23 protein-coding genes, 1 pseudogene and 1 riboswitch are annotated in these 26,718 nt (G+C 76.1%); of the genes and pseudogenes, 12 read left to right on the top strand and 12 right to left on the bottom strand.

The window, feature by feature from the left end; genetic code table 11:
* Nucleotides 1-4: 4 nt before the first annotated feature.
* The 5 genes from CLV92_RS08480 to alaS all read right to left on the bottom strand — a co-directional run bounded on the left by CLV92_RS08480 (nt 5) and on the right by alaS (nt 6,865).
* Nucleotides 5-1,369, bottom strand: coding sequence for a type IV pilus twitching motility protein PilT (locus tag CLV92_RS08480; RefSeq protein WP_245886584.1), 1,365 nt, complete (start codon nt 1,367-1,369; stop codon nt 5-7).
* 198 nt (nt 1,370-1,567) lie between these two features.
* A complete protein-coding gene (locus CLV92_RS08475; protein ID WP_104432382.1) occupies nt 1,568-2,455 on the bottom strand; it encodes a shikimate dehydrogenase in 888 nt (295 codons plus the stop codon).
* 19 nt (nt 2,456-2,474) lie between these two features.
* Nucleotides 2,475-3,563, bottom strand: coding sequence for an endolytic transglycosylase MltG (mltG, locus tag CLV92_RS08470; protein ID WP_104432381.1), 1,089 nt, complete (start codon nt 3,561-3,563; stop codon nt 2,475-2,477).
* Nucleotides 3,563-4,117 (bottom strand): Holliday junction resolvase RuvX, encoded by a 555-nt coding sequence (gene ruvX / locus CLV92_RS08465; protein ID WP_245886582.1) that lies wholly within the window; start codon nt 4,115-4,117, stop codon nt 3,563-3,565. The genes mltG and ruvX overlap by 1 nt, the downstream gene beginning before the upstream one ends.
* Before the next feature lie 69 nt (nt 4,118-4,186).
* Nucleotides 4,187-6,865, bottom strand: coding sequence for an alanine--tRNA ligase (gene alaS, locus CLV92_RS08460; protein ID WP_104432379.1), 2,679 nt, complete (start codon nt 6,863-6,865; stop codon nt 4,187-4,189).
* A gap of 331 nt (nt 6,866-7,196) precedes the next feature.
* On the opposite strand from alaS, the gene CLV92_RS08455 reads away from it, so the two are divergent.
* Nucleotides 7,197-8,138: a hypothetical protein gene (locus tag CLV92_RS08455; protein ID WP_104432378.1), complete on the top strand. Its 942-nt coding sequence runs from the start codon at nt 7,197-7,199 to the stop codon at nt 8,136-8,138.
* 164 nt (nt 8,139-8,302) lie between these two features.
* On the opposite strand, the gene CLV92_RS08450 is transcribed toward CLV92_RS08455, so the two are convergent.
* The gene (locus CLV92_RS08450) at nt 8,303-9,694 is read right to left on the bottom strand and encodes a replication-associated recombination protein A (protein ID WP_245886580.1); all 1,392 of its coding nucleotides are present in this window, start codon (nt 9,692-9,694) and stop codon (nt 8,303-8,305) included.
* A 34-nt stretch (nt 9,695-9,728) separates the two neighbouring features.
* Here CLV92_RS08450 and CLV92_RS08445 point away from each other — a divergent pair, with 34 nt between their 5' ends.
* Together CLV92_RS08445 and CLV92_RS22355 are read left to right on the top strand one after the other, a co-directional pair.
* A complete protein-coding gene (locus CLV92_RS08445) occupies nt 9,729-10,541 on the top strand; it encodes a GNAT family N-acetyltransferase (RefSeq protein WP_104432377.1) in 813 nt (270 codons plus the stop codon).
* A 616-nt stretch (nt 10,542-11,157) separates the two neighbouring features.
* Nucleotides 11,158-12,672, top strand: a pseudogene (locus tag CLV92_RS22355) (LGFP repeat-containing protein); the annotation flags it as partial.
* 10 nt (nt 12,673-12,682) lie between these two features.
* On the opposite strand, the gene CLV92_RS22350 reads toward CLV92_RS22355, so the two are convergent.
* Together CLV92_RS22350 and aspS are read right to left on the bottom strand one after the other, a co-directional pair.
* Complete coding sequence (locus CLV92_RS22350) at nt 12,683-13,489, bottom strand: phosphatase PAP2 family protein (RefSeq protein ID WP_104432375.1); 807 nt, start codon at nt 13,487-13,489, stop codon at nt 12,683-12,685.
* Nucleotides 13,486-15,264, bottom strand: coding sequence for an aspartate--tRNA ligase (aspS, locus tag CLV92_RS08430; RefSeq protein ID WP_104432374.1), 1,779 nt, complete (start codon nt 15,262-15,264; stop codon nt 13,486-13,488). Before aspS ends, CLV92_RS22350 begins: the two co-directional genes overlap by 4 nt.
* Nucleotides 15,265-15,648: 384 nt before the next feature.
* Here aspS and CLV92_RS21380 point away from each other — a divergent pair, with 384 nt between their 5' ends.
* Both CLV92_RS21380 and CLV92_RS08420 read left to right on the top strand, forming a co-directional pair.
* Complete coding sequence (locus CLV92_RS21380) at nt 15,649-16,326, top strand: hypothetical protein (protein ID WP_158257172.1); 678 nt, start codon at nt 15,649-15,651, stop codon at nt 16,324-16,326.
* 314 nt (nt 16,327-16,640) lie between these two features.
* Nucleotides 16,641-17,441, top strand: a complete 801-nt coding sequence (locus CLV92_RS08420) for a M15 family metallopeptidase (protein WP_158257171.1) — start codon at nt 16,641-16,643, stop codon at nt 17,439-17,441.
* A gap of 37 nt (nt 17,442-17,478) precedes the next feature.
* Here the strand turns inward: CLV92_RS08420 and CLV92_RS21375 are convergent, their stop codons facing one another.
* Together CLV92_RS21375 and thiE are read right to left on the bottom strand one after the other, a co-directional pair.
* Nucleotides 17,479-17,715 (bottom strand): hypothetical protein, encoded by a 237-nt coding sequence (locus CLV92_RS21375; protein ID WP_104432372.1) that lies wholly within the window; start codon nt 17,713-17,715, stop codon nt 17,479-17,481.
* Between the two features lie 135 nt (nt 17,716-17,850).
* The gene (thiE, locus tag CLV92_RS08410; protein WP_245886578.1) at nt 17,851-18,537 is read right to left on the bottom strand and encodes a thiamine phosphate synthase; all 687 of its coding nucleotides are present in this window, start codon (nt 18,535-18,537) and stop codon (nt 17,851-17,853) included.
* Between the two features lie 59 nt (nt 18,538-18,596).
* Nucleotides 18,597-18,705: riboswitch (TPP riboswitch) on the top strand.
* On the opposite strand from thiE, the gene thiO reads away from it, so the two are divergent.
* The 5 genes from thiO (at nt 18,689) to CLV92_RS08385 (ending at nt 22,596) form a co-directional block, all read left to right on the top strand.
* Entirely contained in the window at nt 18,689-19,885 is a 1,197-nt protein-coding gene (thiO, locus tag CLV92_RS08405; RefSeq protein WP_425433567.1) for a glycine oxidase ThiO, read from the top strand. It overlaps the preceding riboswitch by 17 nt.
* Nucleotides 19,886-19,934: 49 nt before the next feature.
* Nucleotides 19,935-20,183 carry a sulfur carrier protein ThiS gene (thiS, locus tag CLV92_RS08400; protein ID WP_104432369.1) on the top strand — a complete coding sequence of 83 codons (249 nt, stop codon included), beginning with the start codon at nt 19,935-19,937 and terminating at the stop codon, nt 20,181-20,183.
* A gap of 1 nt (nt 20,184) precedes the next feature.
* On the top strand, nt 20,185-21,003 hold the full coding sequence (locus tag CLV92_RS08395) for a thiazole synthase (RefSeq protein WP_104432368.1): 819 nt from the start codon (nt 20,185-20,187) through the stop codon (nt 21,001-21,003).
* Nucleotides 21,000-22,178, top strand: coding sequence for a molybdopterin-synthase adenylyltransferase MoeB (moeB, locus tag CLV92_RS08390; protein WP_104432367.1), 1,179 nt, complete (start codon nt 21,000-21,002; stop codon nt 22,176-22,178). The genes CLV92_RS08395 and moeB overlap by 4 nt, the downstream gene beginning before the upstream one ends.
* Nucleotides 22,179-22,326: 148 nt before the next feature.
* Nucleotides 22,327-22,596 (top strand): hypothetical protein, encoded by a 270-nt coding sequence (locus CLV92_RS08385; protein WP_104432366.1) that lies wholly within the window; start codon nt 22,327-22,329, stop codon nt 22,594-22,596.
* Between the two features lie 82 nt (nt 22,597-22,678).
* On the opposite strand, the gene CLV92_RS08380 is transcribed toward CLV92_RS08385, so the two are convergent.
* Entirely contained in the window at nt 22,679-23,362 is a 684-nt protein-coding gene (locus CLV92_RS08380) for an MBL fold metallo-hydrolase (protein ID WP_104432365.1), read from the bottom strand.
* A 128-nt stretch (nt 23,363-23,490) separates the two neighbouring features.
* On the opposite strand from CLV92_RS08380, the gene CLV92_RS08370 reads away from it, so the two are divergent.
* Both CLV92_RS08370 and CLV92_RS08365 read left to right on the top strand, forming a co-directional pair.
* The gene (locus CLV92_RS08370) at nt 23,491-25,329 is read left to right on the top strand and encodes a DUF349 domain-containing protein (RefSeq protein WP_245886576.1); all 1,839 of its coding nucleotides are present in this window, start codon (nt 23,491-23,493) and stop codon (nt 25,327-25,329) included.
* A gap of 110 nt (nt 25,330-25,439) precedes the next feature.
* Nucleotides 25,440-26,030, top strand: a complete 591-nt coding sequence (locus CLV92_RS08365) for a hypothetical protein (RefSeq protein ID WP_104432364.1) — start codon at nt 25,440-25,442, stop codon at nt 26,028-26,030.
* A 77-nt stretch (nt 26,031-26,107) separates the two neighbouring features.
* Here CLV92_RS08365 and CLV92_RS20950 read toward each other — a convergent pair whose 3' ends face one another.
* Nucleotides 26,108-26,596, bottom strand: coding sequence for a hypothetical protein (locus tag CLV92_RS20950; protein ID WP_146099462.1), 489 nt, complete (start codon nt 26,594-26,596; stop codon nt 26,108-26,110).
* Nucleotides 26,597-26,718: the final 122 nt, after the last annotated feature.

Here is a 26,718-nt window from a genome sequence, read left to right as displayed (position 1 = left end):
CCTCTCACATCCGGCCGGTCAGCCGGCGGAACTCGTCAGCGGCGTGGGCCTTCTCCAGGCCCGCCTCGAAGGTGATCTGCCGGGTGCGCACCAGCTCGGCCAGGTGCTGGTCGAGCGTGTGCATCCCGAACTGCGCCCCGGCCTGCATGGCCGAGCCGATCTGGTGCGTCTTGCCCTCGCGGATCAGGTTCCGGATCGCCGGCGTGGCGACCAGCACCTCGGTCGCGACCGCCCGGCCTCGACCGTCAGCGCGCTTCACCAGCGTCTGGCAGACGATGCCCTGCAGGGCGCTCGCCAGCTGCACGCGGATCTGCTGCTGCTGGTTGGCCGGGAAGACGTCGATGATGCGGTCGATCGTCTGCGCGGCGTCCTGCGTGTGCAGGGTGCCGAAGACCAGGTGACCGGTCTCGGCGGCCGTCAGCGCCACGGAGATCGTCTCCAGGTCGCGCATCTCGCCGACGAGGATGATGTCGGGGTCCTGGCGCAGGACGTGCTTCAGCGCGTTGGCGAAGGACTTCGTGTCCTCCCCCACCTCGCGCTGGTTCACCAGGCAGCTCTTGTGCTTGTGGAGGAACTCGATCGGGTCCTCCACCGTCATGATGTGGTCGCGGCGGGTGCGGTTGGCCATGTCGACCACCGCGGCCAGCGTCGTCGACTTGCCCGAACCGGTGGGGCCCGTCACCAGCACGAAGCCGCGCTGCAGCTGCGAGAAGCTGCCCACCACCGGCGGGACGCCGAGGTCCTCCAGCGGCTTGATGTCGAACGGGATGCGCCGCAGCGCCGCGCCGAGGGACTCGCGCTGGCGGTAGATGTTCACGCGGAAGCGGGACTTGCTGGCGAGGGCGTAGGCGAAGTCCAGCTCCAGGTTCGCCTCGAACGTCTCCCGCTGCTTCTGCGTCATGATCGCGTAGAGCATCGTCTGCAGGTCCTCGGGCCGCAGCTCCGGGAAGTTCTCCAGCGGGTGCAGCTCACCGGAGAGGCGGACCATCGGCGCGCTGCCGGTGGTCAGGTGGATGTCGGAGGCACCCAGCTCCAGCGCCGCCTCCAGCACGTCGTCGACGCGCAGCGACACCACGTCCTCGGCCCCGGTGGAGTGGCGCGGCGCCTCGTGCGCGGTCGCGGCGGGCGCGGCGGCAGCGGCGGGCGCGGCCAGCGGTGAGGGCGCCAGCGTCGGCACCGGAGCGGGCGCCAGACCCGGCACCGGCGCGGGCGCGGGCTGTGCGTAGGCGGGCTGGGCGTAGGCGGGCTGCCCGTACGCCTGCGGCTGCGGGGCGTGCGCCTGCTGCGGGACGCCGTTGCGGCGCACGCGCTCCAGCAGCTGCGACACGTCGCGCTCCGGGCGCGGCAGGGGCTGCGGGACGTCGCTCACTTCGGCCTCCTCGACACGGCCCCAGCGGACGATCGCGACCCGGTGGCGGACGCCGGCGTGGTGCCGCAGCGACTCGTCATCAACGCGTTCCCCCTCACGGAGCGGCGCCGCACCTCGGCGCCTACGGGAAGGCATCGGCCCGCTCGCGCACCACCTTGAGGGCGCCTGCACCCCGGAAGGAGCGGTGACCCGTCCGGCTCAGCCGGCCCGCCCCTCGGCCCGCTCGGTCAGCGCCGACGCCCCGGCCCGGCGCATCGCCTCGACGGGCGGCTCCAGGCCCGTCATCAGCCGCACCTGCGCCGCGGCCTGGTGCAGCAGCATCTCGAAGCCGCCCACCACCTCACCCGGCCACGCGCTAGCCAACGGCGTCGGCCACGGCGCGTACACGACGTCCACCAGCAACGGCCAGCGCGCGGGGTCCCCCGCCGTCGACCGTCCCGCCAGCACCTGCTCCGCGACCGCCGCGGAACCCCCGGCCGGCACCGTGGAGATCACGACGTCGGCCGCCGCGGCCACCGCCACCTCGCTCCACGGCAGGACCCGCACCCGGCCGTCCAGCCGTGGAGCGACCGCCCGCAGCTCCCCCGCCCGGTGCTCGCTCCGCACCAGCACCACCGGCTCCGGGCAGCCCAGCCGCAGCAGCGCCACCAGCGCCGAGCGCGCCGTCGCACCGCCCCCGAGGACGACACCGCGCTGCACCCCGCCGGCCGGCAGGCCGGGCGCCGCCTCCTGCACCGCCACCACGAGGCCCTCGACGTCGGTGTTCTCGGCCAGCAGCCGCACCCCCGCCCGCCCCGCCACGCCGCCCGCACGGGGCCGGACCACCACCGTGTTCACCGACCCCACCGCCCGGGCGAAGTCGCTCACCTCGTCGACGAGGGGGACGATCGCCTCCTTCAGCGGCATCGTCAGCGACAGCCCCGCCCAGGAGGCGTCGAGCGCGCCCACCACCTCGGGCAGGCGCTGCTCGTCGACCTCCAGCAGCCCGTAGGACCAGTCCGCCAGCCCCAGCGCCTCGTAGGCGGCGGTGTGCAGGACGGGTGAGAGCGAGTGCCGGATCGGCGATCCGCAGACCGCCGCCCTCACCGGCGCCCCGCCCCGCCCGTCACGACTCCTGCGCCCGCAGCCACCTGCGGAACTCCTCCACGTTGCGCAGGTGCTCGTCGTAGGAGTCCGTGAAGCGGGTCTCGCCCGTGTCCGGGTTGACCGTCACGAAGAACAACCACGGTCCCGGCTCCGGCTGCAGCACCGCACGCAGCGCCGCCTCCCCCGGGTTCGCGATCGGCCCCGCCGGCAGCCCCGTGATCTTGTACGTGTTGTACGGGGAGTCGGAGTCGCGCTGCTCCTGCGTCGTGGTGATCTTCTCCCCGCCGCTGGCGTAGTTGACGGTGGAGTCCAGCTCCAGGCGCATGCCGCGCGCCAGCCGGTTCTCCAGCACCGTCGCCACCCGCGCCATGTCCTCCGGCGAGCGGGCCTCCTTCTCCACCAGGCTCGCCCGGATGACGACCTCGCGGACGCGCTCCGGCGGCACCTGCAGCTGCGCCAGCACCGCCGTGGACTGCTGCACCATCTTCTGCAGCACCTCCAGGCCGGTGGAGTCCGGCTCCACCTCGTACGTCGAGGGGAAGAGGAAGCCCTCCGCCTGCCCGTTCGCCGCCGGCGGCAGGCCCAGCGCCGGGTCCTGCAGCGCCGCCTCCAGCTCCTCGCGCGGGATGGGCGTCTGCTTCGACACCACGTCGAGCACCTGCGCCACGGTCAGGCCCTCCGGCACCGTCAGGCGCGTCGTCTGGCGGGACCCGGGGTCCAGCAGCAGCGCCACGGCCGACGCCGCCGACATCTGGTGGCGCAGCCGGTACGTGCCCGGCTGGATGCCCGACGAGCGCGGCTCCTCCGCCGCCGCCCGCACGAACGCCGCGGCGGACTTCACCACGTCCGCCTCCTGCAGCCGCTCGCCGATGGCCCGGCCGGTGTCGCCCTGCACGATGCGCACGTCCACCGTGCCGGTGCCCGTGCCGTCGTAGTCGTCGCTGGCCGTCAGCCGCGCCACGACCGGTCCCAGCGTGCTCCAGGCCAGCACGGCCCCCAGCACCGCCACCGCCAGCGCAACCGTCAGGACGAGCACGGTCCGCCCGCGCCGAGGCGGGCGGCGCCGCTGCGACGCCTCGACCGCCCCGGGCAGGTCCGTCAGATCCATCACGTGCTCGTTCCCTCCCCTGCGCCGGGCACGCCACCGTCATCGGTGCGGGTGGCATCCGTGCCACCTGGACGTGCTCCCCGGTCAGCGTCGTCGTCGGGCACCGCCGTGTCGAGCACCCGACCGGGTGCGCGACCGGAGGTGCGCTCGGCGTCCAGCGCGCCCTGCAGGAACCACACCGCCGCCACCTGGTCCACGACGGACCGGTGCTTGCGGCCCTTGCGGCCCGACTCGTGCAGGGAGCGGTGGGCACCCACCGTGCTGAGGCGCTCGTCGACCAAGCGCACCGGCACGGGCGCGACCATAGCGGCAAGCTGCTCCGCATAGGTACGCACGAGCGCCGCGGCACGCCCCTCCGAGCCGTTCATCGACAGCGGCAGGCCCACCAGCACCTCGACCGCGGCCCGCTCCGAGACCTCCCGGGCGAGCTCGCGCAGGTCGCTGCGGGACTTCTCGTCCCGCGCCAGCGTGCCCACCGGCGAGGCGACGTAGCCGTCCGGGTCGCAGGCGGCCACCCCGACCCGGACGCTGCCGACGTCGACCGCGACCCGCACGCCCCGCCTCACGCGCGGCGCCCCGGGCACCGCGACCCACGGCCGGCGCGTGCGCTCACCCGCCGCGCCTCAGGCCGCACCGGTCACGCGCTGGCCGACGGCGTGCTCCACCGCCGCGAGCGCCTCGGGCACCTTGGTGGCGTCCTGGCCGCCGCCCTGCGCCACGTCGTCCTTGCCGCCGCCGCCCCCACCGAGGACCTTCGCGGCCGCCCGCACCAGCTCGCCGGCCTTCACGCCCCAGCGGCGGGCCTCCTCGTTCGTGGCGATGACCACCACCGGGCGCTCCTTCGCCACGCCCGTGACCGCCACCACCGCGGGCCGGTCCGCGGGCATCCGCCCGCGCACGTCCAGCACCAGCGTGCGGACGTCGTCGGCCGAGGCGTCCCCGGCGTCGTGACCGACGTAGGCCACGCCGAACACGTCGCGCGCCGACGACGCCAGCGACGACGACGCCGCGAGCACCTGCCCCGCGCGCAGCTTCGCGATCTCCCGCTCCACGTCGCGCAGCCGGGCGACCATCGCCTCCACCCGGCCCACCACGTCCTCCCGCGGCGTCTTCAGCACGTCCGCGAGCTGGCGCACCAGGTCCCGCTCCCGGGCCAGGTACTGGTAGCCCTCCAGGCCGACGATGGCCTCCACGCGGCGCACCGACGCACCCACCGAGGACTCCCCCGACAGCACCAGCGGCCCGATCTGCGAGCTGTGCGCCACGTGGGTGCCACCGCACAGCTCCCGCGACCACGGGCCGCCGACCTCCACGACGCGCACCTGCTCGCCGTACGTCTCGCCGAACAGCGCCAGCGCACCGAACTCCTGCGCCTGCGGCAGCGTCATGTAGCGGGCGCTCACCGGCAGGTCGTTGCGCACCGCCTCGTTGGAGACCCGCTCCACGTCCGCGCGCTGCTCCGGCGTCAGCGCCTGCGTCCACGAGAAGTCCAGGCGCAGGTAGCCGGGCCGGTTGTAGGAGCCCGACTGCAGCGCCGACGGCCCCAGCACGTCGCGCAGCGCGGCGTGCACGACGTGGGTGCCCGAGTGGGCCTGGCAGGCCCCCAGCCGCCACTCCGCGTCCACGGCCGCGTCCACCGCGGTGTCCACCGCCAGCTCCCCGTCGAGGACGCGCACCTGGTGCACCACGAGGCTCTTCACCGGGCGCTGCACGTCCAGCACCTCGGCGCGGCCCCCGTCCCACACCAGGTGACCGGCGTCGGCGTTCTGGCCACCGGACTCCGCGTAGAAGGGGGTGCGGTCCAGGATCGCGTGCACGATCTCGCCCGGGCCGGCCGCCGCCACGCCCTCGCCGCCGCTGACCAGGCCCAGCACCCGCGACTCCGTGCGCAGGTGCGTGTACGCCAGCCAGTCCGTCGGACCGTGCTTCGCCAGCGCGTCGCGGAAGACGGTGACGTCCACCCCGCCGGAGCGCTTCGCGCGGGCGTCGGCCTTCGCGCGGTCCCGCTGCTCCGCCATCAGCCGGCGGAAGCCGTCCTCGTCGACCCCGACCCCGGCCTCCGAGGCCATCTCCAGCGTCAGGTCGATCGGGAAGCCGTAGGTGTCGTGCAGGGCGAAGGCCCGCTCCCCCGACAGCGCCGAGCCGCCCGACGCCTTCAGCTCCCGCACCGTCGAGTCGAAGATCTGCGTGCCCTGCACCAGGGTGCGGCGGAACGCCTCCTCCTCCGCGTAGGCGACGGAGGAGATGCGCGCGAACTCCGCCGCCAGCTCCGGGTAGGACAGCTTCATGACGTCCCGGGAGACCGGCAGCAGCTGCGGCAGGCACGGGTCCTCCACGCCCAGCAGGCGCATCGCCCGCACCGCGCGGCGGATCAGGCGGCGCAGCACGTAGCCCGGGCCCTCGTTCGACGGGGTGATGCCGTCACCGATGAGCATCAGGGCGCTGCGCACGTGGTCGGCCACCACCCGCAGGCGCACGTCGTCGGCGTGCACCGCCCCGTAGCGGCGCCCCGACAGCTGCGCCGCCCGGTCCAGCACCGGCCGGACCTCGTCGATCTCGTACATGTTGTCGACGCCCTGCAGCACGCACGCCAGGCGCTCCAGGCCCATGCCGGTGTCGATGTTCTTCGCCGGCAGGTCACCGAGGACGTCGAAGTCGACCTTGGAGCGGACCTCGCCGAGCATCTCCTGCATGAAGACGAGGTTCCAGATCTCGATGTAGCGGTCCTCGTCGGCGATCGGGCCGCCCTCGCGCCCGTACGCCGGGCCCCGGTCGTAGTAGATCTCCGAGCAGGGCCCACCCGGCCCGGGCTGCCCGGTGTGCCAGTAGTTGTCCTTCTTGTCCCGGCGCTGGATGCGCTCCTCGGGCAGGCCCGCCAGGCGCTTCCACAGCCCGGCGGACTCGTCGTCGTCGAGGTAGACGGTCACCCAGAGCTTCTCCGGGTCGAGGCCGTAGCCGCCGGCCTCCACGGAGGAGGTCAGCAGCTCCCACGCGAAGCCGATCGCCCCCTCCTTGAAGTAGTCGCCGAAGGAGAAGTTGCCGTTCATCTGGAAGAACGTGCCGTGCCGGCTGGTCTTGCCGACCTCCTCGATGTCGAGGGTGCGCAGGCACTTCTGCACGCTGGTGGCGCGCGGGTACGGCGCGGGCTCGCGGGCCGTGAGGTACGGGATGAAGGGGACCATCCCCGCCACGGTGAACATCAGGCTGGGGTCGTTGGAGACCAGCGAGGCGCTGGGCACGACCGTGTGCCCGTTGCGCTCGAAGAACTCCAGCCAGCGCCGACGGATCTCGGCGGTCTGCATCCTCGTCGTCCTCCTCAGGCGGCGTGCTGCCCCGGCGGCGCGGGCACGACCTGCGACCCTACCCCGCCCCCGGGCGCCCGGTCGGCGGGGACGCGGCGCCGGCGACGCGGGGACGTTGCGCAGGCGACACGCCGGCGTCGCGCGGCCGAACGTCCCCGCCCGGGTGACGGCGCGAGGTGCGCGGGGACGTTGCGCAGGCAACACACCGGCGTCGCGCGGCCGAACGTCCCCGCCCGCGGCTGGGGGTCCACAGCGGGCTCCGGGCGTGGCCCCGTCCACATCCGCGGGCGCACGCCCCGCTCCCGGCGACGACCCGCCCGAGGGTGCGCAGGTGGACGACACCTACAACCGGCCGCACCGCACCGCGGCGCTCCTCGACCGCCACCTCACCCGCCACGACCTGCGCTCGCCGCTGTGGCGACGGCCCCACCGCGGGGTGCGCACCTGGGCGGGCGTGCCGCTCGACGCGGCGCAGCGGGTGCGCGAGGCCGCCGCGCTGCTGCCGCCGCACGGGGCGGTCGGGGGCTGGGCCGCGGCACTCCTGCACGGGGCAGCCGGCGTCGACGGGGAGGACGCCCAGGGGTGCCCGCTGCCGGTGCCGCTGTGCGTCGGGCACGGCCACGCGCTGCGCCGCCGCCCCGGGATCCGCCTCTCGGCCAGCCACCTGCCGCCGCACGAGGTGCAGCAGCGGGCCGGGGTGCGGGTCACCACCCCGGCCCGGACCGCCTTCGACGTGCTGCGCTGGGCGGGCTCCGTGCGGGAGGCGACCGCGGCGGCGGACCTGCTGCTGCGCCACGAGCTGCTGCCGCGGGCCGACGTGCTGGGCCTGGCCTCGGAGCGCCGCCGCTGGGAGGGGGCCGCCCAGGTGCGGCGCGCCCTGGAGCTGTCGCGCGAGGGCGTGCTGTCGCCGGGTGAGACGCGGCTGCGGCTGCTGTGGACGCTGGACGCGGGGTTGCCGGAGCCCCTCGTCAACCAGCGGATCGAGGACCGGCGAGGGCGGCTGCTGGGGGTCGCCGACCTGCTGGACCCGGGCAGTGGGCTGGTCGCGGAGTACGACGGCGCGCACCACCGCGAGCTCGGGCAGCACGGGCGCGACAACGTGCGGGAGGAGCTGTTCGAGGCGCACGGTCTGGTGGTGGTGCGGGCGGTGAGCACCGACCTCGGCCCGGACCGCGCCCGCGCCGTGGCGCGGCTGCAGGCGGGGCACCGGCGCGCCCTCGCGCTGCCGCCCGGCGGACGCGGATGGGTCGCGGGTGGGGCGTGGCGACCGTGACACGGTGCGCGCGGGGACGTTGCGCACACGACACGCCGCCGACACGCGGCGAAACGTCCCCACCAAGGCCGGGCCACCCGCGCGCGGGGACGTTGCGCCGACGACACGCCGGTGGCGCCCGGCCGAACGTCCCCGCCACGCTCGCACGACGCGTGCGGCCCGGGTCAGCTCCCCCGCACCAGCCGCCGCAGACGCTCCACGCGCTCGCGCAGGTCCCGCTCGTGGCCGCGGTCGGTGGGCAGGTAGTAGTCGCGCCCCACCAGCTCGTCCGGCGGGTACTGCTGGCTGGCCACCCCGCGCGGGGCGTCGTGGGCGTAGACGTAGCCCCGCCCGTGCCCGAGCCGGGTGGCGCCGGAGTAGTGCGCGTCACGCAGGTGCGCCGGCACCGCCCCGCCCCGTCCCGCCCGCACGTCGGCGATGGCGGCGTCGACGGCCAGGTAGGCGGCGTTCGACTTCGGCGCCGTGGCGAGGTGCACGACCGCCTGCGCGAGCACGATGCGCCCCTCCGGCATCCCGATCGAGGCCACGGCCGTCATGGCCGCCACCGCCGTCTGCAGCGCCGTGGGGTCCGCCATCCCCACGTCCTCCGACGCGGAGATGACCAGCCGGCGTGCGATGAAGCGCGGGTCCTCCCCCGCCTCCACCATCCGCGCCAGGTAGTGCAGAGCGGCGTCCACGTCGGAGCCGCGGATGGACTTGATGAGCGCGCTGGCGACGTCGTAGTGCTGGTCCCCGGCGCGGTCGTAGCGCACCGCGGCCCGGTCCAGGGCCTGCTCGGCGTGGGCGAGGGTGACGCGCAGGGGCTCCCCCTCGGGTGCGGGCTCCGCGAACGCCGCCCCGGCCGCGGCCTCCAGGCAGGTCAGTGCGCGCCGGGCGTCGCCGCCGGCCAGGCGCACCAGGTGCTCCAGGGCCTCCTCGCTCAGCTCCACCTCCCCGTCGAGGCCGCGCGGGTCGGTGACCGCCCGCACGAGCAGGCCGCGCACGTCGTCGTCGGTGAGCGGGCGCAGCGTCAGCAGCAGCGAGCGCGAGAGCAGCGGCGAGACGACGGAGAAGGAGGGGTTCTCGGTGGTGGCCGCCACCAGCACGACCCAGCGGTTCTCCACGCCCGGCAGCAGGGCGTCCTGCTGGGCCTTGGTGAAGCGGTGGATCTCGTCGAGGAACAGCACGGTCTGGCGCCGGTGCAGGTCGCGGGCGTCGCGGGCGTCCTCCATGACGCGGCGGACGTCCTTCACGCCGGCGGTGACGGCCGACAGCTCAGCGAAGCGCCGGCCGCCGGAGCGGGCCAGGACGTGGGCCAGGGTCGTCTTGCCGGTGCCGGGCGGCCCCCACAGCACGACGGAGGCGGGTCCGGCCCGGCCGAGGTCCGTGCCGGCGGCGAGACGGCGCAGCGGGGACCCCTCGGTGAGCAGGTGCTGCTGGCCGACGACCTCGTCGACGGTGCGCGGGCGCATCCGCACCGCCAGGGGAGCCCCGGACAGCACGGCCGGCGGGACCGCGCCGTCGGGTCCGGCGCCCAGGTCGTCGCCCGCGTCCTCGGAGCTGAACAGGTCCGCCACGCCGGTCACGGTAACCGCCTGGTTGGCTGCTGGAGTGCACCGATCCCGTCCTGCCGTCGGGGGCAGGGTCCGCCCCGTCAGCGACCGCGCCGCCCTGCTCGCCGCCAGCGGCCACGACCCGTTCGTGCGCTTCGAGCTGGACCCGGGCGCGGGCGGCGGCGCACCGGTGCGGGGCTGGGCCGGCCGGGGCGCGTGGGCGTTCCTGCGCCCGCGTCCCCCGGGGCTGGGCGGGCACACGCTGACGGCCCTCGGCGCACCGGAGGCGGTGGGGCCGCTGGTGGCGGAGGTCGTGCCGCTGCTGGGCGCAGACGTGGGCTGGGTGACGATGACGCGGGGCGCGGCCCTGCCGCCGCAGGCCGGTGACGGCGACGACTGGGACTGGTTCTGGACGCGGCAGCAGCCGCAGCCGCAGCCGGGCGAGGGCCGCGTGGTGGCGCTGCCCGACGACGCGGCCGTCCGGGCGGAGGTCGCGGCGCTGCTGCAGCGGGCCAGCCCCCGCCACAGCGCGCGGCCGGGGCGGCCCGGGGTGCTGGGCTGGGCGGGGATCCGCGACGGCGCGGGACGGCTGGTCGCGTGCGCGGCGCACACCGAGAACGTGCCCGGGGTGCCGCACCTGGCGTCCGTGGCGACGGACCCGGTGCAGCGCGGCCGGGGCCTGGGGGCGGCGGTGACCGCGGCGCTGACGAGGCGGCTGCTGGCGGCGGGCGCCCCCGCGGTGACGCTGGGCATGTACGCCGACAACGACGTGGCCCGCCGCCTCTACGCCCGCCTCGGCTTCGTCCGCGAGCACGCCCTCAGCAGCCGGCGCCTCTCCCGGCCGCCGCACGGCGAGCGCCGCGACGGCTGACGGCGCGGGGGCGGAACGGCACCCGGGCGGCCCGGCGCTCCGCCCCTCGCGCCCGTCACACTCCCGGCGCAGGGCTGCTCCCCGACTGGGCCGGACGGGCGGAGCCGGTCGGGTGAGCCGTGACGGATTGCGACGATCCGGCCGCCCCAGCGTGGCGAGACTCCTCGGGAACCGTTCCCGAACCGAGGAGTTCCGACTCGTGCGCCGCCCCTCCCGCATCCTGGCCGCCGTCCTGGCGAGCGCCGGGACCCTCGCCCTGCCGGTGCCGGCAGCGCCCGCCGCGACCGGCGACCTCGTCCGCGGCACCGTCGTGCGGGCGGTGGCCGAGGCCCCCGCCGAGGCCGCCTCCGGGGCTCGGGCCGGCGACCACGGCGACCACGCGCACGGCGACGGGCAGGTCGTCGACGGCACGGCCACCTACCTGTCCACCGGCGAGCGGGTGCGGCGCCTCACCGGCCCCGGTGTCGACGCCCTGCCCCCCGGTTCGCAGGTCGCGCTGCACGTCGAGGACTCCGGCTCCGACGTGCTCCGGGTCCGCTCGGTCGCCGCCGCGGAGGCACTGCCCGCGGAGGTGGCGGCGACCCCGGCGCAGGGGCCCCGCAGCGTCCGCATCGTGATGGCCGTCCCCGCCGGGGTGCCGCAGGACGCGCAGCCGAAGACGGAGGCACAGGCCCGGGGCATGGTGGCGGAGGCGAGCGAGTACTGGAGCCAGCAGACCGGCGGCCGGATCACCTTCGCCGTGACCGGCGTCGTGCCCTGGTACCAGTCCGCGCACGACTGCAACGGGTTCGAGCTGCTGCAGGAAGCCGGCCAGCGGGCGGGCGCCCCCGGGCTGCAGGGCAGCGGCCACTACGTCGTCATCGTCGCGCCCGACCGGTCGACGGAGACGTGCAGCGCGGGGTTCTCCATCGTCGGCCGCGACGTGAACTCGGGAGCGGTGTCCTTCATGGGGGTGCTGGAGCCCCGGGGCTTCGCCCACGAGCTCGGGCACGGGATGGGCCTGCTGCACGCCAACACCGCCGACTGCGCGCGCAGCCAGGACGTCGTCCCCACCGGCGCCGGCCGCGGCAGGTACGGCTGCGCGGGCACCGGGGAGGCGGCCCGCTTCGAGGAGTACGGCGACGAACTGGACCTGATGGGCACGACGTGGGAGGCCATCGGCAGCGCCGGCGCGCTCGCCGTGGACCGCCTCGGCCTCAACCCCGGCGCCGTCCGGCCGGTCACCGCCTCCGGCACCTACGACGTCGCGGCGCTGCCGGTGGCCGGGGACGGGCGCACCTACGGCCTGCGCGTCCTCGACCCGGGCTCCCGCGCCACCTACTTCGTGGAGCTGCGCGGGCACGCCGACGCCGGGAGCGTCCCGGCGCTCTGGTGGCCGCTGGGCGTGCGCGTCACCCGCCTGGGCGTGGACGGCGAGTCCGTGCTGCTCGACCCGACGCCGGGCAGCGTGCGCGACCCCCGCGCCGAGTTCGTCGGGCCCCGCACCATCGACTACGACCGCGTCCTGGCACCCGGCGCCACGCTGACCACCGCGGGCGGGCGCGTGCGGATCACCACGATCTCCGCCGACCGCGGCTCCGCCCGCGTCGAGGTGCGCGTCGACGGCGGCGGGGCGCCGGGGGCGCGCCCCGACGGCTCCGTGGACGTGCCCGTGGGCGGCGCCACCTACAACGTGCGTGGGGCGATCCTGGACCGCTACCGCGCCGCCGGCCTGACCGCGGGGCCGCTCGGGGCCCCGCGCAGCAACGAGGTCGCGCTCGCCGGTGGTGCCGTCTCGCACTTCGACGGCGGCTCGATCTACTGGAGCCCCGCCGGCGGTGCGCGCATCGTGACCGGCGCGATCCGGGACACCTGGTGGGCGCAGCGGGCGGAGCGCTCCCCGCTCGGCTTCCCCGTGGGTGAGGAGGTGCCGCTGCGCGGCGGCGTCGTGCAGGCGTTCCGCGGCGGGCTCGTCTACTGGAGCCCCGCGACCGGGGCGCACGAGGTCCGCGGCGCGGTCCTGGACCGCTACGGCTCGACCGGCTGGGAGAACGGCGTGCTCGGCTACCCCGTCACCGGGGAGCGGGCCGTGCGCGGCGGCGCCTTCACGGCCTTCCAGGGCGGCTCGATCTACTGGTCGCCCACGACCGGCGCGCACGTCGTCAGGGGCGCTCTCCGTGGTGCCTGGGGTTCCCTCGGCTGGGAGGGCGGCCGTCTCGGCTTCCCCCGCTCCGGGGAGTACCCGGTGCCGGGTGGCGTCCGGCAGGACTTCCAGGGCGGGACGCTGACGTTCGTGTGGAGCACCGGTCAGGTGCTGCTGACCCGCTGACCCGCAGCCGGGCCGCGGTCACCGCGAGCAGCGCGCACCCGAGGGAGACCGAGCCGACGGTGTCGCTGAGCCAGTGGGCGCCGACGAGGAGCCGGTCGAAGGCGACGACGAGCACGAGGCACGCCCACGCCGACCACAGCAGGGCGCGCGGCGGGCCGGGCCGGAGCAGGCGGGCGCCCACGAGGCAGCCGCAGCCGCCGACCACCACCGCCGCGAGCACGTGCCCGGAGGGGTAGGCGCCGCCGGAGGCGGTGGTGACGGCGCCCTCCAGCGCGGGGCGGGCCCGGCCGACGAGCGACTTGGCGGTCGGCGAGGCGAGGCCGGCCACCAGGACGGTGACGGTGACGACCCGCACGTGGTGCGCGGAACCGCGCAGCACCGCGCGCAGCGCCACCAGCGACGCCACCGCCCACCAGACGGCCGGCTCCGTGACGTGCTCGACGAGCAGGCCGGCCCGGGCCAGCTCGGGGTTCGCCACCGCGAGGCCCACCGCCCAGCCGGTCACCGCCCGCTCGAGCGCCAGCAGCGGCGGCCAGGCCAGTGCCACGAGCGCGGCCAGCACCACCGACGGCAGGGCGAGCAGGCCGGGCAGGACCCACCCCGGGTCCCGCCCTCGCCCCGCCGTCGGTGCCGGCGTCACGACGCCGGGGGTGCCACCACGGGCTTCGCGTCCACCCCCGCCTCCTTGCGCTGCTGCGCGGTGATGGGCGCGGGCGCCGCGGTGAGGGGGTCGAAGCCGTTGCCGGACTTCGGGAACGCGATGACCTCGCGGATGGACTCGCTGCGCGAGAGCAGCGCCACGATGCGGTCCCAGCCGAACGCGATGCCGCCGTGCGGGGGCGCGCCGAAGGAGAAGGCGTCCAGCAGGAAGCCGAACTTCTCCCGCGCCTGCTCCTCGTCGATGCCCATCACCGCGAAGACGCGCTCCTGCACGTCGCGGCGGTGGATACGGATCGAGCCGCCGCCGATCTCGTTGCCGTTGCAGACGATGTCGTAGGCGTAGGCCAGCGCGCTCTCGGGGTCGGTGTCGAAGGTGCCCAGGTGCTCCGGCTTCGGGGACGTGAAGGCGTGGTGCACCGCCGTCCACGCGCCGGTGCCGACCGCGACGTCGTCGGACTCGTCGGCGCGCTCGAACATCGGCGCGTCGACGACCCAGGTGAAGGCCCACGCGTCCTCGTCGACGAGGCCGCAGCGGCGGGCGATCTCACCGCGGGCCGCGCCCAGCAGGGCGCGGGAGGAGGTGCGGGCACCGGCGGCGAAGAAGATGCAGTCGCCGGGCTGCGCGCCGACGTGGGCGGCGATCCCGGCGCGCTCGGCGTCGCTGAGGTTCTTCGCGACCGGACCGCCGAGCTCCCCGTCCGCGCCCACGAGGACGTAGGCCAGGCCGCGGGCGCCCCGCTGCTTGGCCCACTCCTGCCAGGCGTCGAGCTGCTTGCGGGGCTGCGAGGCGCCCCCGGGCATGACGACCGCGCCGACGTACGGCGACTGGAAGACCCGGAAGGTGGTGTCGGAGAAGTACTCCGTGCAGTCGACGAGCTCCACGCCGAAGCGCAGGTCCGGCTTGTCGGAGCCGTAGCGGTCCATCGCCTCGGCGTAGGTGATGCGCGGCAGCGGCCGGGGCAGCTCGTAGCCGATGAGCCCCCACAGCGCGGCCAGCACCTCCTCGGCGAGGGCGATGACGTCGTCCTGCTCGACGAAGCTCATCTCGATGTCGAGCTGGGTGAACTCCGGCTGCCGGTCGGCGCGGAAGTCCTCGTCGCGGTAGCAGCGGGCGATCTGGTAATAGCGCTCCAGGCCGGCGACCATGAGCAGCTGCTTGAACAGCTGCGGGCTCTGCGGCAGCGCGTACCAGGAACCGGGCTGCAGCCGGGCGGGGACGAGGAAGTCCCGCGCACCTTCAGGCGTGGAGCGGGTCAGGGTGGGCGTCTCCACCTCGGTGAAGCGGTGGGCGTGCAGCACGTCGCGGGCGACGCGGTTGGCCTCGCTGCGCAGGCGCATCGCGGCGGCCGGGGCGGGGCGGCGCAGGTCGAGGTAGCGGTAGCGCAGCCGCGCCTCCTCACCGACCTGCACGTGCTCGTCGACCTGGAAGGGCAGCGGCGCGGCCTCGGAGAGCACCTCGAGGTCCTCGGCATTGACCTCGATGGCGCCGGTGGGGATGGCGGGGTTCTCGTTGCCCTCGGGGCGGGCGCCGACGGTGCCGGTGACGCGGATGCAGTACTCGTTGCGCAGCTCGTGGGCGCCGCGGCGCTCGAGGACCTCGTCGCGCACGACCACCTGCACGACCCCGGAGGCGTCGCGCAGGTCGAGGAAGGCGACCCCGCCGTGATCGCGGCGGCGGGCCACCCACCCGGTCAGGGTGACGGTGGTGCCTGCGGCGTCGGCGCGCAGGGTGCCGGCCTCGTGGGTGCGGAGCACGGGTGCTGTCCTTCCGTCGGTCCTCCTGCGCGGTGCGCAGGACTGTCGGGCCCGCGCACGGGCGGGGCCCGGCCGGAGGCGGCGACGCTCCCGGCCGCGTCGATCCTACGGATCGCGGCGGGCAGGCGCCGGGGCCCGGCGGCTGCGGCGGCGGAGCCTGCCTTCGGCGACGCCGTCCCGCGGCCCGGTGGCAGCACTGCGTCAGCGGGTGATGGCGCTGCGCTGCACCGCTGCATCCATCTCGTGGTTCCTGCGGCGGAACCGCCCCTGCACGGGCGCAGGGCGTCCGGGGACTGGCATGCTGCGCCGCGCCAGGGACCCGCCGGCGAGACCGTCCGGTGCGCCCTCCCCCACCCCACTGCCACCGCAGCAGCCAGGAGGATCATGGGCCGCCACTCACACCCGGTCGCCCGCGCGCAACGACGGGCCCTCCCGCCGCTGCCGGTGCCCGCCCCGGCGCGGGACGGCGCCATCCCGGTGCCCCGCGCGCCGGGCACCCTCTACCTCGTCGGCCGGGTCACCACGCACGGCGCGGACGGCGAACCGCTGCGCAGCGACGTCGACGGCCGGCCGGTCTGCATCGTCGAGCAGGGCGACGACGCGGTGGAGTTCGACGCCGCCGAGGCGGACGAGCTGCGGCGCCTGGCGCGCGGCGTGGCGGTGTCCGAGGTCCGCGCGGAGCTGGGCGGGGAGGCCGAGCACTTCCTGGACTGGCTCACCGGCTCCGGGCTCGCGGTGCTGGACCCCGCCGGCGACGTCGCGGCCCTGGAGGGCCTGCACCTCGTCCTCGACCTGCACGACCTCGAGCCCCACGAGGAGGATGCGACGCTGCGCTGGGTGCGCACCGGCGTCGGCGCCGAGATCGCGGTGTCCGTGCCGACGCTGCTGGTCCTCGACCACAACCAGGACGAGCCGCTCGGCGCCGCCGTCCGCACGGTGGTGCGCGAGTACGGCCTGCAGGAGCTGATGGTGCGGCACTTCCTCCACCAGGACTGGCCGTTGCTGCTGGGCGAGGGCGGCGGATGGCTGGTGCGGACTGCTGCGGTGCCGGCCCGCACCTGAGGCCGCGCGCGGGCCTTCGCCGACGGCGCTCGACTGCGGACGAGGAGAGCTCACAGACTGTCACGTTCTGCACCGCTCCGTACTCGATCCGCTGCAGCAGAGCGAATCTGCGGGCGAACCGGTGCGACTTCCTGCGCCTGGCCCGGTCACGCACGTACGCTCGGGCGAAGATCCGCGGCAGGCGTCGCCTTCCAGGATCGACGCCGAGCGGTGAGCGCCGGGCCACGTGACGCCCGGACCGCACGCAGGCCGTGGACTGCGGGGAGACCCGCGGACGCCGATGCAGCCACCCGCTCGAGATGGAGGGGCAGCACATGCCGAGACCAGCCACGGGGCGCCACCGCGCAGCCCCCTCCCTCACGGTGACGTTGAGGACGCTGACGCGTCGGCGCGGCGGCAAGGTCGGGTCGTCGCGTCACCGTTCCCTCGACAACGACGAGCACGCGCGGTGGCTGGCGCAGCTGGCGACGGACATGCCCAGCCCCTTCGAGGAGGGCTTCCTCGAGAGAGCTGAGGTCCTGGCGGGATCGCCCTCGACGGTCGACGCGACACCCCGGGCCGCGGCAGCCCCTCGCGCGACGACGCCGACGATCGAGGAGCCGGGAGCAGCGGAGGCCACACCGGCACCGCCGAGGCTCGTGCGCCCCGCCGGGCGCCAACGACGCCTCGTGACGGAGGTGCCCGTGGTGCTGACCGGGCTCCGCAACGGCAACCTGCCTGCCGTCGAACTGGCCGGCATCGCCCAGGGCCCGCACCGCCTGCACGTGATGGCGGCGCAGGCCTTCGTCCGCATGCGCGCCGCCGCCGCGCGGCAGGGCGCTCTCCTGAGCGTGGACGACTCCTACCGGAGCTACCAGGCGCAGCAGGTCGTGGCCCGCCGACGTGGCTCGAGCTGCGACGGCGGTCCCGCAGCCACCCCCGGGACCAGCGAGCACGGCTGGGGCCTCAGCGTGGACCTGCGTCCCACCGCGCGCGCCCTGCAGTGGATGGTGGAGAACGGCTGGCGCTACGGTTTCGCCGCGACGTGCGTGGACGAGCCGTCGCACTGGACGTACACCCGGGCCTGGGACCTCGATGCCCCCGGCACGCCGTCGCGGGAGCAGCGCGGCTGCTGACTCCAACCGGGCCCAGGCAGTCCCGTCCTGCGACGGCTCACCCCATCACGCGCGCGTACGCGTCTTCCAGCGTCGTGTGCAGCAGCTTGAGCTCCTCCACGCGGTCGCCGTTGACCAAGTAGGAGGATCCACCTCTCTGATTTCGAACCGTGCGGAGAAGGACGTCGAGGTACGGGCGGCACGTCCAGTCCATCTCTCCGGCACGGTGCGACTCCCCGTGGCGCCTTTCGAACCAGCGTGTGAGACCACTCAGCGCCTCCTGCTCTGCGCGCACAACTCCCCCTTCCCAACTGCCTCCCGGGCGCCTCACGACGGCATCGATCCTCCAGATTCCGATGTCGTACCCCGGAGGCCAGTTCGAACGGCTTCCGGTTTGCCCGTCGGCCCACTCGAGCACCGGCGCCCCCGATCACCCCGTGGGCGCCCCGCCCAGCCGCCGCACGAACTCCGCCGTCGCCGAGGCCGGGTCGTCGGCCTCCGTGATGGCCCGCACGACCACGACCCGCCGCGCGCCCGCGTCGAGCACCTCGTCGAGGGTGGCGAGGTCGATGCCGCCGATCGCGAACCACGGCTTCGCCGTGCCGGTGGCCGCCGCCGCGCGCACCAGGTCCAGGCCCACCGCCGCACGGCCGGGCTTGGTCGGGGTCGCCCACACCGGACCGGTGCAGAAGTAGCCGGCCTCCTCCTCCGCCACCGCCGCGGCCGCCTGCTCCGGCGCGTGCGTGGAGCGCCCGATCACCACGTCCGGCCCGACGATGCGGCGCGCCGCCGCCGGCGGCAGGTCGTTCTGGCCGAGGTGCAGGACGTCGGCGCCGGCGGCGACGGCGATGTCGGCACGGTCGTTGACGGCCAGCAGGCGGCCGTGGCGGCGGGCGGCGGCGGCGAAGACCTCCAGCAGCTCCAGCTCCGCGCGAGCCTCCAGCCCCTTCTCCCGCAGCTGCACGATGTCGACGCCCGCGGCGAGGACCGCGTCGAGGAACGGCTCGAGGTCGCCCTGCCTGCTGCGGGAGTCGGTGCAGAGGTACAGCCGGGCGCCGGCGAGGCGCTCGACGACCGTGCGGGCGGACGGCTGGGCGGGGAGCACGGGCTCGGGCACGATCGGGGAGTCTGCCAGCCGCCGGTGGCCGCGGGCGCGCGCGGCGGTGCGGGTTAGAGTTGCCGCACCACGGGAGCCCGTCGAAGCGGGCTGAGAGGGCGAGCGGACTCGCCGACCGTCGAACCTGCTCCGGGTCGTGCCGGCGAAGGGAGTGGCAGTGGAACCGTCGCGCACCGGCCAGCCCACCGATCAGCGCACCGGCTACGACGTCGTCGTCCTCGGCGGCGGCGTCATCGGGTGGAGCTGCGCGTGGCGCGCCGCCCAGCGCGGCCTGAGCGTCGCCGTCTGCGACCCCTCCCCCGGCACCGGCGCCTCGCACGTCGCCGCGGGCATGCTGGCCCCCGTCACGGAGCTGCACCCGGGCGAGGAGGACCTGCTGCGCCTCAACCTGGCGGCCGCCCGGGGCTACGAGGCGTTCGCCGCGGAGGTGGAGGCCGCCTCCGGTCTCGGCGTCGGCTACCGCCGCTGCGGCACGCTGGCCCTCGCGCTCGACGCGGGCGACCGCGCGGTGCTCGCCGAGGCGCAGGACCTGCAGCGCAGCCTGGGCCTGGACTCGCACCGGCTCACCGCGCGGGAGTGCCGCCGGCTGGAGCCGATGCTGTCCACGGAGGTCACCGGCGGCCTGCTCGTCGAGGGCGACCACCAGGTGGACAACCGCCGCCTCCTCGCGGCCCTGCGCGCCGCGGCCGGGCGGGCCGGGGTGGACCTGCTGCCCGAGCGGGCCGCGGTGCGGACGGCGGACGGGCGGGCCGTCGGGGTGGAGCTGGCCGGCGGGCGCCGCGTCGACGCCGGGCAGGTGCTGCTCACCGCCGGGGCCGCCGCCGCGGACGTGGCGGGGGTGCCGGAGGCGGCCCGCCCGCCGGTGCGCCCGGTCAAGGGCCAGATCCTGCGGCTGCGGGTGCCTGCGCCCCTGCGGCCGGTGCTCTCCCGCACCGTGCGCGGCGTGGTGCGCGGCGCCGCCGTGTACCTGGTGCCCCGCGAGGACGGCGAGCTGGTCGTCGGCGCGACGTCGGAGGACCGCGGTTTCGACGAGACCGTCACCGCCGGCGGCGTCTACGAGCTGCTGCGCGACGCGCAGGCCCTGCTGCCGGCCGTCACGGAGCTGGAGCTGGTCGAGACGGCCGCGCGCTGCCGGCCGGGTTCGCCGGACAACGCCCCCCTCGTGGGTGCCACCGTCGTGCCCGGCCTCCTGCTGGCCACCGGTCACCACCGCAACGGCATGCTGCTGGCCGGGGTGACCGGTGAGGCGGTGGCCGCCCTGCTGGGCGGCGACGGGCTGCCCGAGCACTTCGCGCCCTTCACGCCCGGGCGCTTCCGCACCCCCGAACCGGCCGGCGCCCCCCGCTGAGGAACCGGCGAGCAGGATCCACGACGAACGTGCGAGCGGAGAGGACGACATGGCCGAGACCACCGGAACGGCTGCCGCGGTGAGGTTCCACCTGAACGGGGAACCGCGCGACGCGGGCGCGGGCACCACCGTGGCCGACGTCGTCACGGACCTGCTGCGCGTGGCCGCGGACGGCGAGCGGACCCAGGGCATCGCGGTGGCGGTCGACGACGAGGTCGTCCCGCGCGGGCGGTGGAGCGAGCGCAGGATCGGCGACGGCGAGCGCGTCGAAGTTCTCGGCGCGGTGGCGGGGGGCTGACGTGACCGCTCAGCTCGACCCGGCGCGGCCGTCCGCGGCCGCCACCCCCGACCCGCTCGTCATCGCGGGGCGCGGCTTCGGCTCCCGCCTCATCACCGGCGCCGGCGGCGCGGCCAACCTCGACATCCTCGAGCGCGCCCTCGCCGAGTCCGGCACGCAGCTCACGACCGTCGCGATGCGGCGCGTCGACCCGGCCGCCAAGGGCTCCCTGCTGGACGTGCTGCGCCGCCTGGGCATCGAGGTGCTGCCCAACACCGCCGGCTGCCGCACCGCCGGGGAGGCGCTGCTGACCGCCCGGCTGGCCCGCGAGGCCCTCGGCACCGACTGGGTGAAGCTCGAGGTCGTCGCCGACGAGACGACCCTGCTGCCCGACCCGGTGGAGCTGCTGGACGCCGCCGAGCAGCTCGTCGACGACGGCTTCACCGTGCTGCCCTACACCAACGACGACCCGGTGCTGGCGCGGCGGTTGGAGCAGGTGGGCTGCGCCGCGGTGATGCCGCTGGGGGCGCCGATCGGGACGGGCCTGGGCATCCTCAACCCGCACAACATCGAGCTGATCGTGGACCGGGCGGGGGTCCCCGTCATCCTCGACGCGGGCATCGGCACGGCCTCCGACGCGGCGCGGGCGATGGAGCTGGGCTGCGACGCGGTGCTGCTGGCCTCGGCGGTGACGCGGGCGCGCTCCCCCGAGGGCATGGCGCGGGCGATGCGCCTGGCGGTGGAGGCGGGCCGCGCGGCGCGGCTGGCCGGGCGCATCCCGAGGCGGCACCACGCGCAGAGCGCCTCGCCGCTGGAGGGCATGGCCGAGGTCGACCTGTGAGCGGGCAGCGGCCGGGTCCCCTCGTCGAGCCCGGCCCGGACCTCACGGCCGAGGAGGTGCGTCGCTACGCCCGTCACCTGCTGCTGCCGGAGATCGGGCGCGAGGGACAGCGCCGGCTGAAGAACGCCCGGGTGCTGGTGGTCGGCGCCGGCGGGCTCGGCTCGCCCGTGCTGCTGTACCTGGCGGCGGCCGGGGTCGGCACCCTCGGCGTGGTCGACGACGACGTGGTGGACGAGTCGAACCTGCAGCGGCAGGTCGTGCACGCCACCGCCGACGTGGGCCGCGCCAAGGCCGACAGCGCGCGGGAGACCGTCTCCGGCGTCAACCCGCTCGTCGACGTGGTGCTGCACCGGGAGCGCCTCACCCCGGGCAACGCCGCGGGGATCGTCGCCGGCTACGACCTCGTCCTCGACGGCAGCGACAACTTCCCCACCCGCTACCTCGTCAACGACATCTGCACCGCCGCGGGCGTGCCGTGCGTGTGGGGGGCGGTGCTGCGCTTCGGCGGGCAGGTGAGCATCTCCTGGGAGGCGCACGGGCCGCAGTACCGCGACCTCTACCCCGCGCCCCCGGCGCCGGAGGACGCCCCCTCCTGCGAGGAGGCCGGGGTGCTCGGCGCGATCTGCGGCGCCGTGGGCTCCGTGATGGCGGCGGAGGCGGTGAAGCTCATCACCGGAGCCGGCCGGCCGCTGCTGGGGCGCCTGCTGGTCCTGGACGCCCTGGCGATGACCTGGCGGACGCTCACGGTGGCGAAGGACCCGACCCGCGCCCCGGCCCCCGTCCCGTCCCCGGTGGAGGCGACCGGCGGCCCGGCGTGCGCGGTGCCGGTCGCCGAGGCGCTGCCGGAGGTGGGGGCCGTGGAGCTGGCGGGGATGCTGCGCGCGCGGGAGGCGGGCGGGCCGGGGTTCGTCCTCGTCGACGTCCGCCCGCCCCACGAGCGCGACATCGTCGCCATCCCGGGCGCGGTCAACGTCCCCCTGGCCCGCATCGCCTCCGGGGAGGCCCTGGCCGAGCTGCCCGCCGACGCCGACGTGGTGCTGCACTGCAAGAGCGGCGGCCGCTCCGCGCAGGCGCTGACGGCGCTGCGGGCCGCGGGCCGCACCCGCGTGCGGCACCTGCGCGGCGGCGTGCTCGCCTGGATCGACGAGGTCGACCCGGACCTGCCGCGCTACTGAGACCGGCGCGCTGCCGGGAGTCGCCCCGCACGGCGCGGACGCTCCGGGGGACGGCGACGACGGCAATCGCGCATCGGATGCGCACAGCGGGGTAGTGGCGCTGCGAGCGCCGGGGTCCAGCTCGGCGACCGATGAGGAGGAGGAACCTGTGGCGAACGTCCCGCAGCCCGTCAACGACAACACCATCAAGGTCCGCCAGCTCAGCCACTACCAGTTCAGCTGGGTCGCCGGGGAGCCCGGCCAGAACGGCGTCTACACCCTGCAGCTCGTCCTCGACGAGGGTGCGTGGGAGGAGGTCCTGACGCTGACCGCGGACGACGCGGACGCCCTGCAGGACCTGCTCGTCAACACCAAGGACGTGCACTACGACATCGAGCGCCGGACCCTGATGTTCGGCGTGACGCGCACCGGCGACTGACCCGCCGGACGACGGCCGCCGCCGGGAACCCCGTCCCGCGCGGCGGCCGTCGTGCGTCGGCGCCCGGGGCGGGAGCCGGTGTTCAGCGCTCCTCGAGCAGCGCCCGGAGGAAGGGGTTGCCGGCGCGCTCGGCACCGATGGTGGTGGCGGGGCCGTGACCGGGAAGGACGTCCACGGCGTCGTCCAGCGGCAGGACCCGCTCGCGCAGGCTGCGCAGCATCGCCGCGTGGTCGCCGCCGGGCAGGTCCGTGCGGCCGATGGAGCCGGCGAAGAGGACGTCCCCGGACAGGCACAGGTCGGCCTCGCCGTCGCGGGCGAGGGTGAACATGACCGAGCCCTCCGTGTGGCCGGGGGCGTGGACGACGCCCACGTCGAGGCCCGCCACCTGCAGCCGCTCCCCGTCCGCGACGGTCACCACGTCGTCGGGCTCCTGCCAGCGCAGCGACCCGAACTCCGCGGCCAGCGCGCCCGCGAGCTGCGGGGAGAGGGTGCCGAACGGGTCGCGCAGCCGATAGCGGTCGTCGGAGTGGATCGTGGCGGCCACGCCGAACGTGCCGCACACGGGGGTGACGGCGAACACGTGGTCGAGGTGGCCGTGGGTGAGCAGCACCGCCGCCGGGCGCAGCCGGTGCCTGCGCAGGACGTCGAGGAGTTCGCCCTCGACGCCGATGCCGGGGTCGACGACGACGCACTCCTCCCCCTCGCCGGGGGCCAGGACGTAGCAGTTGGTGCCGAAGGCGGCGGCGGGGAACCCGTGGACGAGCACCCGGGCACCCTAGCGACGCCGTCGGCGCCGGGTCCGCGCCGCCGGTGGTGGCGACCCGCCGCGATCAGGAGCGCACCGAACGCAGTGCGCTGGGCCGATCGGGTGTCCGGGCACCTAGACTCCCCCCCGTGAGCCAGCCATCCCAGGAGCCGGCGTCCACCGAGGACGTGCAGGACACCCCCGCGACCATCGACGTCACTGCGGACAGCGAGGTCCCCGCGCCCTCCGGGGCGCCGGAGGGCGGCGAGACCGCGGACGAGCCGCAGGCGAGCGGCGACGACGACGCCGCCGCCGCCGAACAGTCCACCGAGCAGTCCGGCGAGGACACCCCGGCGGAGGCGGCACCCGTGGACGCGGCACCGGTGGACCCCGACGCGGAGGACCCCACGCCCGCGGACGTGCCCGCCGAGGTGGAGGTCGCCGGTGACGGCGGGGACGAGGCGGCCCAGCTCGACCCCGCCCAGGTCGAGGCGGTGCAGGTCGAGGCGGTGCAGGTCGAGGCGGCGCAGGTCGAGCCGGCGATGACGCAGGCGGCGGAGGCACCGCCCGCTCCGAGCCCGACTCCCAGACCCACCCCCACGCCCGCCCCCACCCCCACGCCGACCCCCGGACCCACACCGACCCCGGGGTCGCTGCCCCGGCCCGGTCACGTCCCGGCGCCCGGCCCCGCCCCCGAGGCCGCCCACGCCCCGGTCGTCACCAGCCACGTGCCGAGCGAGGTCTCCGCCTCCTTCGGGCGCGTCGACGAGAACGGCACCGTGTGGGTGCGGCGCAAGGACGGCGAGCACGAGGTCGGCCAGTACCCCGACGCCTCCCCCGAGGAGGCGCTGGCCTACTTCGTCCGCAAGTTCGAGGAGGTCGTCGCCCAGGTCGACCTCTTCGAGCAGCGCCTGCGCAGCACCGAGCTGTCCGGCAAGGACATCGTCGCCGGCGTCGCCGCGCTGCGCGCCGCCGTCGAGGAGACCCGTTCCGTCGGCGACATCGACGCCCTCACCGCCCGTGTGGAGGCGCTCGCCACCATCGCCGAGGAGGCCCGCGCCGCCGCGGACCGGGCCCGCCAGGAGAACCGGGAGCGCTTGCGCGCCGCCCGCCTCGCCATCGTCGAGGAGGCGGAGACGATCGCCGCCCAGGACCCCGAGCGCATGCAGTGGAAGAGCGCCGGCGAGCGGCTGCGGGACCTGTTCACCGACTGGCAGGCCGCCCAGCGCGAGGGGCGCCTCGACAAGCGCAGCGAGGAGGACCTCTGGAAGAGGTTCAGCCACGCCCGCAGCGCGTTCGACAAGGCCCGCCGCCACCACTTCGCCGCTCTCAACGAGCAGCGCGGCGGGATCCGGGCCGAGAAGGAGAAGCTGGTCGCCGAGGCCGAGGAGCTGTCCACGTCCACCGACTGGCGCGGCACCTCCACCGCCTACCGCCAGCTCATGGACCGCTGGAAGGCCGCCGGCCGGCTGGGACGCAAGGACGACGACGCCCTGTGGGCGCGCTTCCGGGCGGCCCAGGACGCCTTCTTCGCCGCGCGCACCGCCGCGAACGAGCAGGTCGACGAGGAGTTCAAGGAGAACCTCAAGGTCAAGGAGGCCCTGCTCACCGAGGCCGAGGCGCTGCTGCCCGTGAAGGACCTCAACGCCGCGAAGAACGCGCTCCGCGACATCCAGGACCGCTGGGAGGCCGCCGGCAAGGTGCCGCGCGCCGACCTCGGCCGCGTGGAGGGACGGATGCGCGCGGTGGAGACCGCCATCCGCGACGCCGACCAGGACCGCTGGAAGCGCAGCAACCCGGAGGCCCGGGCCCGCGCCCAGGGGGTCGTCGCCCAGCTCGAGGCGGGCATCCGCGACCTGCAGGCCGATGTGGAGGCCGCCCGCGCCCGCGGCGACGCCCGCCGGCTCAAGCGCGCCGAGGAGGCGTTGCGGGCACGGCAGGAGTGGCTGGAGCAGGCCCGCGGCACGCTGCGCGACGTCAGCGGCTGACGTGCTGCGCTGACGTCAGGCGCGGGCAGGGCCCGGACCTTCGCGGTCCGGGCCCTGCTGCGTCCACAGGCCCCCAGCGCGGCCGGGGCCTCGTGCGCTGGGGTGGGCCTGTGGTTCCGCACGAGCTGAGCAGCCGCCTGTCCGCCTACGCCGCGCCGGACGTGGCGCTTCCCTGGCTGCCGCCGGCGGCGGAGGCCGCGGAGGCCCACCGCTGGGTGCAGCTCGGCCTCCTGCAGGTCGTCGTCGGGCGCGTCGTGGTGGCCGCGGACGTGGAGGTGGACCTGCCGGTGCGGGCCCGCGCGCTGCGGCTGCTGGTACCTCCCGGGTGCGTGGTGCTGGGGTCGGCCGCGGCGTGGCTGCACGTCGGCGGCCGTGCCGTGCTGCCGCTGCCCCTGGCCCGGCCGGGCGGGCCGGCGCGCATCCCCCGGCGCGGTCGCGGCGGCACCGTCTCCATGAGTGCGGCCGTCCCCCCGCCGGAGGACGTGCTGGACGTGCACGGGGTGCAGGTCACGACCCCGGCCCGGACTGCTGTGGACGTCGCCCGCAGCTGCGAGGCGGGGCCCGCGACCGCCCTGGTGCGCCGGCTGCTGGACCTGGGGCTGGAGGCCGCGGCCGTGGAGGAGCAGTTGCAGGCGATGCGCGGCAGCCGCAACGTGCGCTCGGCACGGGCCGTGCTCGACGCCGCGGGGGCGCTGCGCTGAGCCGGCCCCCGGCACGGGTGGGCACCGCCGCTGGGGCTGCCGCCGTCCACGTGCGCTGCGAGCCGAGGGCCCCGCGCTCAGCGGTGGTCGAGCAGGACCAGATGGCCGCTGGAGGTCGTGACCAGGACACCGCCGGGGACCCCGACCGGAGGGAGTTCGTCGACCATCGGTTCGTCCACGGTGATCGACCAGGCGACGGACCCGCGCTCGTCGCGCGCCACGATCCGCTCGAGGTCCAGCTCGAAACCGAACCGCTCCGGCTGCGACTCGGGGAACGGCTGCAGCTGCGGTGGGCGGCCGCCGACCGGGGAGCGGCTGAAGCGGACGACGGATCCGGTGCTCCGCTCGACGGTGAGGTCGAACTCGTGCGGAGCCCACGCCCCGACGCGATCGGCTCCCCGGGCACCGATCACCACGCTCCCGCTGCCGGCGAGGCCGTGCCCGTCCGGCGGGGCCGCGCTCCACAGCTGCGCGCCGTCGGACACGGCGAAGGCCTGGAAGCTGCCCGCGGCGACGTAGACGACACCGTCGGCCACGGCCACCGCTTCCGGGTAGGCCTCCGGCACGACGACCCATCGCAGCGAGACCGGCAACACCCCGCCGGGGCCCGCCGCCAACCGCACACCCGGCGCGATCTCGATGCGGTCCGGAGCCGGCGACCGCCCAGCGAGCGGGGAGGATCCGCTCG

Source organism: Kineococcus xinjiangensis, from assembly GCF_002934625.1.
Classification (GTDB): domain Bacteria; phylum Actinomycetota; class Actinomycetes; order Actinomycetales; family Kineococcaceae; genus Kineococcus_A; species Kineococcus_A xinjiangensis.
This window is presented reverse-complemented; position numbering and strand designations above follow the sequence as displayed.

Excerpts from the sequence above, each read along its gene's own strand:
- mltG (WP_104432381.1), bottom strand. The coding sequence starts at position 3,563 with ATGGATCTGACGGACCTGCCCGGGGCGGTCGAGGCGTCGCAGCGGCGC.
- alaS (WP_104432379.1), bottom strand. The coding sequence starts at position 6,865 with ATGCAGACCGCCGAGATCCGTCGGCGCTGGCTGGAGTTCTTCGAGCGC.
- CLV92_RS21380 (WP_158257172.1), top strand. The coding sequence starts at position 15,649 with ATGGGCCGCCACTCACACCCGGTCGCCCGCGCGCAACGACGGGCCCTC.
- CLV92_RS08420 (WP_158257171.1), top strand. The coding sequence starts at position 16,641 with ATGCCGAGACCAGCCACGGGGCGCCACCGCGCAGCCCCCTCCCTCACG.
- thiS (WP_104432369.1), top strand. The coding sequence starts at position 19,935 with ATGGCCGAGACCACCGGAACGGCTGCCGCGGTGAGGTTCCACCTGAAC.